This window comes from Terrabacter sp. P5_B1, assembly GCF_056400505.1.
Genome location: NZ_JBFULD010000223.1, coordinates 1 through 6,990, shown reverse-complemented (window position 1 = coordinate 6,990; position 6,990 = coordinate 1). Strand labels below are relative to the sequence as shown.

4 protein-coding genes and 1 pseudogene are annotated in these 6,990 nt (G+C 72.3%); 2 read left to right on the top strand and 3 right to left on the bottom strand.

Annotated elements, in window-relative coordinates; translation table 11 throughout:
* Positions 1-1,224 (bottom strand): ABC transporter transmembrane domain-containing protein (locus tag AC1DP0_RS15245; protein WP_478085592.1); only part of this gene is annotated, 1,224 nt, incomplete at its 3' end.
* Positions 1,225-1,533: 309 nt separating this feature from the next.
* Between AC1DP0_RS15245 and AC1DP0_RS15240 the strand changes: the two genes are divergently transcribed.
* On the top strand, positions 1,534-2,442 hold the full coding sequence (locus tag AC1DP0_RS15240; protein WP_478085589.1) for a hypothetical protein: 909 nt from the start codon (positions 1,534-1,536) through the stop codon (positions 2,440-2,442).
* A gap of 326 nt (positions 2,443-2,768) precedes the next feature.
* Here the strand turns inward: AC1DP0_RS15240 and AC1DP0_RS15235 are convergent, their stop codons facing one another.
* Both AC1DP0_RS15235 and AC1DP0_RS15230 read right to left on the bottom strand, forming a co-directional pair.
* Complete coding sequence (locus tag AC1DP0_RS15235; protein WP_478085587.1) at positions 2,769-5,765, bottom strand: bifunctional FdrA/YlbE family protein; 2,997 nt, start codon at positions 5,763-5,765, stop codon at positions 2,769-2,771.
* Positions 5,758-6,702 carry an oxamate carbamoyltransferase subunit AllH family protein gene (locus tag AC1DP0_RS15230; protein ID WP_478085583.1) on the bottom strand — a complete coding sequence of 315 codons (945 nt, stop codon included), beginning with the start codon at positions 6,700-6,702 and terminating at the stop codon, positions 5,758-5,760. The genes AC1DP0_RS15235 and AC1DP0_RS15230 overlap by 8 nt, the downstream gene beginning before the upstream one ends.
* A gap of 78 nt (positions 6,703-6,780) precedes the next feature.
* On the opposite strand from AC1DP0_RS15230, the pseudogene AC1DP0_RS15225 reads away from it, so the two are divergent.
* Positions 6,781-6,990, top strand: a pseudogene (locus AC1DP0_RS15225) (hypothetical protein); the annotation flags it as partial.

Here is a 6,990-nt window from a genome sequence, read left to right as displayed (position 1 = left end):
CCCCTTGAGGTCCTCGGGGATCTCGTCGCTGACGAGCGCCCCCTCCTCGCTGGGCAGGTAGCGGCCGAGACGGTCGCCGAGGGCGGCCGAGTCGTCGGGCACCGCGGAGACGACCATCGTCAGGATGCCCGGGCGGATGGTGACCCCGGACTCGGAGTCGACGATCTCGGCGTGCGTGTCGAGCGTGGCCGGCTCGTCGGGGTGGATCCACGGCGGACTCTGCGAGAAGACGGCGATCGCCTTGCGCGCCGAGACGACCGAGCGGGTCCACTTCTGGGCGAACTCGACGAAGGTGCGCATGGGCTGGATGAGGAAGAGGCCGTAGCCGAGGAAGCTGACGAACTGCCCCACGGTGAGCCGGCCCTGGACGACCTCGCGCGTGCCGAGCCACATCAGGGCCACGACGAAACCGCCCGAGAGCAGGACGCCGACGGACTCGACGGCGGCGAGCCACCGCCCGGCCGCGACACCCGACTGGCGCACGCGCTGGGACTGCGAGGCGTAGTTGCCGCCGAACGTCTCCTCGCCGCCGATGCCGCGCAGGATGCGCAGCCCGCCCACGATGTCGGTCGCCATCGAGGTCAGCTCCGAGTTGCGCGAGCGCTCGACGCCCTGCCAGCGCTGCATCGGTCGGAGCAGGGGCATGCCGAGCAGGACGAGCAGCGGCGCCGACGCGAGGACGAGGACGCCCATGCGGACCGACGTGCTGAGGACGATGGCCGCCACGACGAGGTATGCCGCGAGCTGGGAGATCGCACGCGTCGTGATCTCCATGAGCGCACCGAACTGGTCGCCGTCGCTGCCCGAGACCGAGAGCACCTCGCCCGTCGGCGTGCGTCGGGTCAGGACGTGACCGAGCTGGAGGGCCTTGCGGGTGACGAGCTTGGTCGTGCCGTAGAGGGCGATGAGCCACTCGCGCACGATGACGGTGTGGAAGGCGATGCCGCTCGCCGCGCCGAAGACGGTGACGGCGGCAAGGGCGAGCACCCATTGGGTGGTCGACGCGGAGTCGCCCGCAACGATGCCGGTGTCGATCGCGCGGCCGACCATCCAGGGCCCGATCGTCTGCGGCACCATCCAGATGASGGCGACGAGCAGGCCGGCCCAGAACAGCCCGCCGTTCTGCCGCACCGTCCACCAGAGGAAGGCCCGCGGCGAGCGGGTGTCGGGCGCGTCGGCGCCGCGGTCGGTGTAGGCCCTGACGTCGGGCGGAAAGTCTCGCATGGCCTGTCCACCCTAGGTGCGGGCACCGACAGCGCCCCACCCATTTTCTCCCCCTTCGCGCAGAGCGAAGCCGAGGCCGCCCAGGACCCCTCCAGTCGAGTGCCCACTTCCCGACAGCGCACCCGGTCGTCCCGGCGGGCGAGCCGCCCTTCTCGTCGAGTGCCCACTTCCCGACAGGGCACCGACCCACCCCGTCGAGTGCCCACTTCCCGACGGCCGTTGTCCACATCCCCGTGGGCGGGGCCGGGTCCGTCCACAGCTCGACTCGGGTCTGCCCGTGACGCTCGTTGGCCGGGGCACCGTCGATGCATGGTCCTGACACTCCCCTCTGCGCCGTTCACCGTCGCCCACGGCCGAGCGCTCGGCTTCACCGAACGACAGCTCGCCTCCGAGTGCCTGGACCGACCCTTCCGTGGAGTTCGAAGCCTCACCCCACCCACGAATCTCATCGAGCGAGCCCAGGCATTGGTCTGCGCCCTGCCCGACAGCGCGGCCTTCTCGCACATCACTGCGGCGCTCCTTCACGGCCTCCCCTTGTCCTACGCCCTGGAGGAGGACGACCGGCTCCACGTCATCCGGCGCATCGACCAGCCGCACATTCGCCGAAAGGACGTCGTCGGTCATCGCGCGGTCCATGCCCGGGCGCGGACGACGGTCCATGGGCTACCGGTCGTCGGCCTGGCCGACACCTGGGTGGACCTGGGCGAGCTCGTAGGCCGAGGCAAGCCGATGGGACTTGATGACGCCATCGTCGTGGGCGACGCCTGCGCCACGGTCCTGGAAAGCGTCGATCCGCTCCGGCGCGCACTGGGCCGGCGCGTTCGTCCGCGAGGGAAGGCGTTGCTGACCGAGGCCTTGGAGCTCATCCGCGTGAACTCCTGGTCGCCTCGCGAGACTCAGGCCCGGATCATGTTCGTGCGGGCCGGACTCCCCGAGCCGGCCCCGAACAAGCCGATCTTCCCCTCGTGGAACTCCGAGGTCCTCCTCGGTTACGGCGACCTCGTCTGGCAGTTGGACCTTCCAGACGGCCGGAAGGTGCGCCTCATCGGCGAGTACCAAGGCGCCGAGTTCCATTCCGGGACGGAGCGAAGGCGCACGACGATGTTCGCCGTACTCGCTTCGGGGACGACGGCTGGCTGGTCATCGAGATCTGGGCGGCTGACATGGCGACGTGCCAAGCGCGGTGGGACATCATTCGCCGGTTCGCCGCTGAGCTAGGTGTGCCGGAGCCGGCCCTGACCCTTCAGGACACGGACCCGCACTTCTTCTCGCGGCATGCCATCGACGCAGCTATCGCGCGCAACGACCGCTGGCGCGCTAGGGCTGCTTGGTAGAGGCGTCGGGAACTGCGCACTCGACTGGGACTGGCGTGACGGCATACGGCTGGCCCGTCGGGAACTGCGCACTCGAGTGGGACTGTGCCCGTCGGGAACTGCGCACTCGAGTGGGACTGGGCCCGTCGGAAAATGGGCACTCGAGTGGGACTGGGGCCGTCGGGAAATGGGCACTCGAGTGGTTGGGAAGTGGGCACTCGACTTTGTCGGTCAGGGCTCCTCGGTGGCGGCGGCGAGGGCCGTGAGGGCTTGGGTGAAACACTGCTCCGGGGGCGTCACGAGACCAGCCCCGACCTGGCCGGTGCCGGCGACGCGGCCGGCCATGCCGGTGTTGATCTGGGGCAGGATGCCGGTCCGCGCGACCGCGGCGACGTCGATGCCGGTCGGCGTCCCGCGGAACTCGAGGATCGGCACCTGGTAGGCCGTGTGCTCCCCCACCGTGATCTCGTACATCGTCTGCGTCGCCCGCAGCGCGAACGGCACGTCACCGCCGACGAACTTGACGATCGCCGGCGCCGCGGCCATGGCGAAGCCGCCGATGCCGGCCGTCTCGGTGATCGCCGAGTCGCCGATGTCGGGGTTCGCGTCGTCCGGGCCGTAGGCGCCGAGGAAGAGCCCCTCGGGCGTGTTCGCCGGACCGGTGAACCACGCGTCGCCCGTGCCGGACACGCGAATGCCGAAGTCAGTGCCGTTGCGGGCCATGGTCGTCACGATCGACGAGCCCGGGATGCCATGCGCGGCAAGGGTGCTCAGCTTGCAGGCCGGCATGCCGAGGTTGAGGAAGAAGTGCTCGTTCGCGCCCGAGAAGCGCACCGCCTCGGCGATGTCGGTCGACGGCGCGTCGGCCGTGATCATCGTCGGCAGCAGCTCGCGCAGGAGCATGAGCGACCCGGCGCGGTTGCGGTTGTGGCCCTCGTCGCCCATCTGGAGCATCTGGGCGATGATCGCCTTGATGTCGATGGAGCCCTGCTGCTCGACGCGTGCACGCACGGCCTGCTGGAGGATCGGGCCGAGCACGGTGTTCATCCACCGCAGCCGGTCGATGACCTCGGGCCCGTAGGCGCCGTAGCGCAGCACCTTGCCGAGCCCCTCGTTGAGCGAGCACCACGACGTGTTGTCGTGCACCTCGTCGCGCAGCTCGTAGACCCACATCGACGGGCTGATGACGCCCGCCATCGGGCCGACGGCGTCGCGGTGGTGGCACGGCTCGAGCGTGATGCCGTCACCGCGCTCGAGCTTCGCCTCGGCCTCCTCGGCCGTGTCGGCGAGGCCCTCGAAGAGCATGGCCCCGATGAGCGCACCCTTGAGCGGCCCTGAGGCGCGGGCGAACTCGATCGGCGGACCGGCGTGCAGGAAGGTCCCGCGCTCGAGGCCCAGCACCTCGTGCGCGGGGCGCACGTCGACGAGGTCGGCGCCGGCAGCCGTCATCCGGCGCAGCGCCTCGGCGTTGGCGGCGTCGCGGCGCGAGTCGGCGAGGACACGCGCGAGGTCTGTGGCCGTGCCGGCGATCGGCGGCTGCCACGCCGCCTCGGTGACCGAGACCGCTTGCGCCCGAAGGGCATCCGAGAACAGCGAGACGCCGGCTGACGCCACCGAGACGTCGTGCGAGAGCAGTCCGTGGAGCGGCTCGGCACCCGCGTCGCCCCGGTCCGCCTGCTCGATTGCGTATGCCGTGTCGCCCGTCGCGCTCGCCGGCGCCGTCACGTCGTGGCCGAGCAGGCGCAGCGCCTCGCGCGTGGCCGCCGCGTTGGAGAGCAGCACGACGGCACCGGCGGCGACGAGCAGTTCGGCACTCGTCCGGAGGCCCTGGGGGTCGCCCTCCGAGCCGGTGAGCGAGACGACGACGTCTAGGCGACGACCGTCGGCGCTCGCCGTGGCCCGAGCCGCGCGGACCGCCTCGGCGAGCTCCGGGGCGGGGTCGGCGTGAGCGCCGTGACCGAGCACGAGGTCGAGCAGCAGCACGCCGCACGTGGGGTCGGCCGCCTCGGCGGTGATCCGATCGAGCCGCAGCGAGGGGTCGATCATCGGGTGGGCTCGGCCGACCGTCATGGCGTCGTCGCCGAAGTCGAGCACGACGTGCCCGGGGTCGCGCAGGTCGGCCCCGAGAGCGAGCTCGGGCCGGAGCGGGATGTTGGACTTGATGTCACCGAGCACCGCGCCGGCCACGAGCATCGCCTCGTCGGCAAGCGTGCCGCCGCAGAACAGCCCGCGCAGCGAATCACCGTGCACAGCAGGCACTTCCGGGTCTGAGGGGGCATCCGAGGCACCCCATGTGGGCCAGCTCGCCGGCACGTCGTGGCCAGTCGCCGCCAGGACCGACTCGACCGCGGCCGTGAGGTCGGGACGGCCCGCCCCGAGCGTCGCCCAGTGGACCGGCTTGCCGAGGGTGGCGGCATACGACTCGAGGTCGGCGAGCACCTCGGGAGCGGGGGGCTTGGACACGACCACGATCGAGCTCGTCTCCGGGTCGGCGGCGAGGGCGGCGAGCGCCTGCTTGGTCGAGCGGGCGGCGACGGTGGAGGACAGGTCACGGCCGCCGACCCCGAGGCAGTGGCTGATGCCGACCCCGGCCGCGTCGAGCAGGCACATGACCTGCTGCGCCCCGGTGCCCGAGGCCGCGACGAGGCCGACGGAGCCCGGGCGCACGACGTTGGCGAAGCCGAGCGCCACACCCCCGACGACGGCAGTGCCGCAGTCCGGCCCCATGACGAGCACGTCGGCGGCGGCCGCGGCGTCCTTGAGGCGGACCTCGTCCTCGACGGGGACGTTGTCGGAGAAGACCATGACGGAGATGCCGGCCCGGACGGCGTCGAGCGCCTCGGCGACGGCGTGCTCACCGGGCACCGACACGAGCGCCAGGTCGGCGCCGGACCGCTGGATCGCGCCGCCGAGCGTCCGGGCCGCAGGGGCCTCCCCGAAGCCTCCGGCTCCGCTGGCCGCAGAGCGGCTCTGGGTGAGGGCAGCGTCGAGCGCTGCCTGGCCGGCGGCGATGCCGGCCWCGTCGCCCCGGATCGCCACGACGAGGTCGTTCGGCGCCGAGTCCGGCACGTCGAAGCCCATGCCGCGGATGACCTCGAGGTTGAGCTCGGTCGCCATGGCGACCTGGGCGGCCTCGACCCCGGGGGCGGCGGCGACGGTGCGCGAGACCTGCATCAGGGTCACGGAGTCGAAGTAGGCGCCGGTTCTCAGCTCGACGTGGTCAGCCACGGTGGGCTCCTTCGTGGGGGTGTTGGCGGGAGGGGGACGCGAGGGCATCGACGGCACGGAGCGCACCGCTGACGCCGGAGAGCAGGTCTCGGCCGGACGAGTGCCCGATGGCGAGCACCCGACCGACCAGGTGGGTGCATTCCGTGAGGTCGGTGAGGTTGGTGATCTCGGGAGACGGTCCGACCGGCCGGATCGAACCGGCGGAACTCGCGCCAGGGGTGGGTTCGGTCCGGTCGTTCCGGCCGAGCGACCCGGCCCCAGCGACGAGGGTGACGAGGCGCGCGACGTCCGGGACGGCATACCCCTCCCCAGCCGCGACGAGGAGCGCGGCCGACAGGCTCGTCGTCCGCGACAGCACGCTGCGGACGGCATCGACCACGGCGGCCCGGGCGAGCCGGACTTCCGGCGCGTCGACCGCCGCCAAGGTGAGCAGCACCCCGCAGAGCGCGTCGTCGCCACTGGGAGTCAGCCCGCGACCGACGCCGACGAGGCCGCGGACGCCCGGGTCGGCCGAGCGACCGGCCAGGGCCGCTGCGGTCAGGTCATGCGCGAGGTCACCAAGGACGCCGGACTCGGGCAGCGCGGCAGCCCCACCCCCACGGGCCGCCGGCCGCACCAACCCCGGCCGCAGGGACCGCACGGCGACGACGTCCGCCCGCGGCAGGCATACGCGACCCTCACCCACGACCACATGCGCACCGGGCTCGACGCCCCAGCGGACCTCGGACGACGGCAGGGCGACACGGATGCCGATGGGCAGGGCGACGGCGTCGGAGGCGAGCACGGCGAGGACACGCTCGTGCGCGCCGAGGTCGACGTAGAGGCACGTCGGGAAGGCCGCGAGCACCCGGCACCGCCGGGGCGCACCGGCCACCTCAGCGGCCACGAGCGGCGACACAGCGGCGGGCAGCAACGTCGACTTGAGACCGTCGCCCATCCGCGCCTCCCGCCGGGTGATGGACCCGCAGACGCGGACCGCTGACGCGACGCTATCGACGCTGGGTAGGGTGCGCTCATGGTGAAAGTTGCCAACGATCCGATCGCACCCGAGGGTGACTTGCCAGCAACGGGGCGTCCCCGCGACGCCGAGCCCGACGTGTCCGGCATCTCGCTGCGGCTCATCGCCGGGCTCGCCGCCGCCGCCCACGGTGTCGTCCGCGCCGACCATCGTCGCCTCGACGTCAGCGTCGACAGCACGGCGCCRCTCCGCTCGGCCCTCCGCGAC

Excerpts from the sequence above, each read along its gene's own strand:
- AC1DP0_RS15230 (WP_478085583.1), bottom strand. The coding sequence starts at position 6,702 with ATGGGCGACGGTCTCAAGTCGACGTTGCTGCCCGCCGCTGTGTCGCCG.
- AC1DP0_RS15240 (WP_478085589.1), top strand. The coding sequence starts at position 1,534 with ATGGTCCTGACACTCCCCTCTGCGCCGTTCACCGTCGCCCACGGCCGA.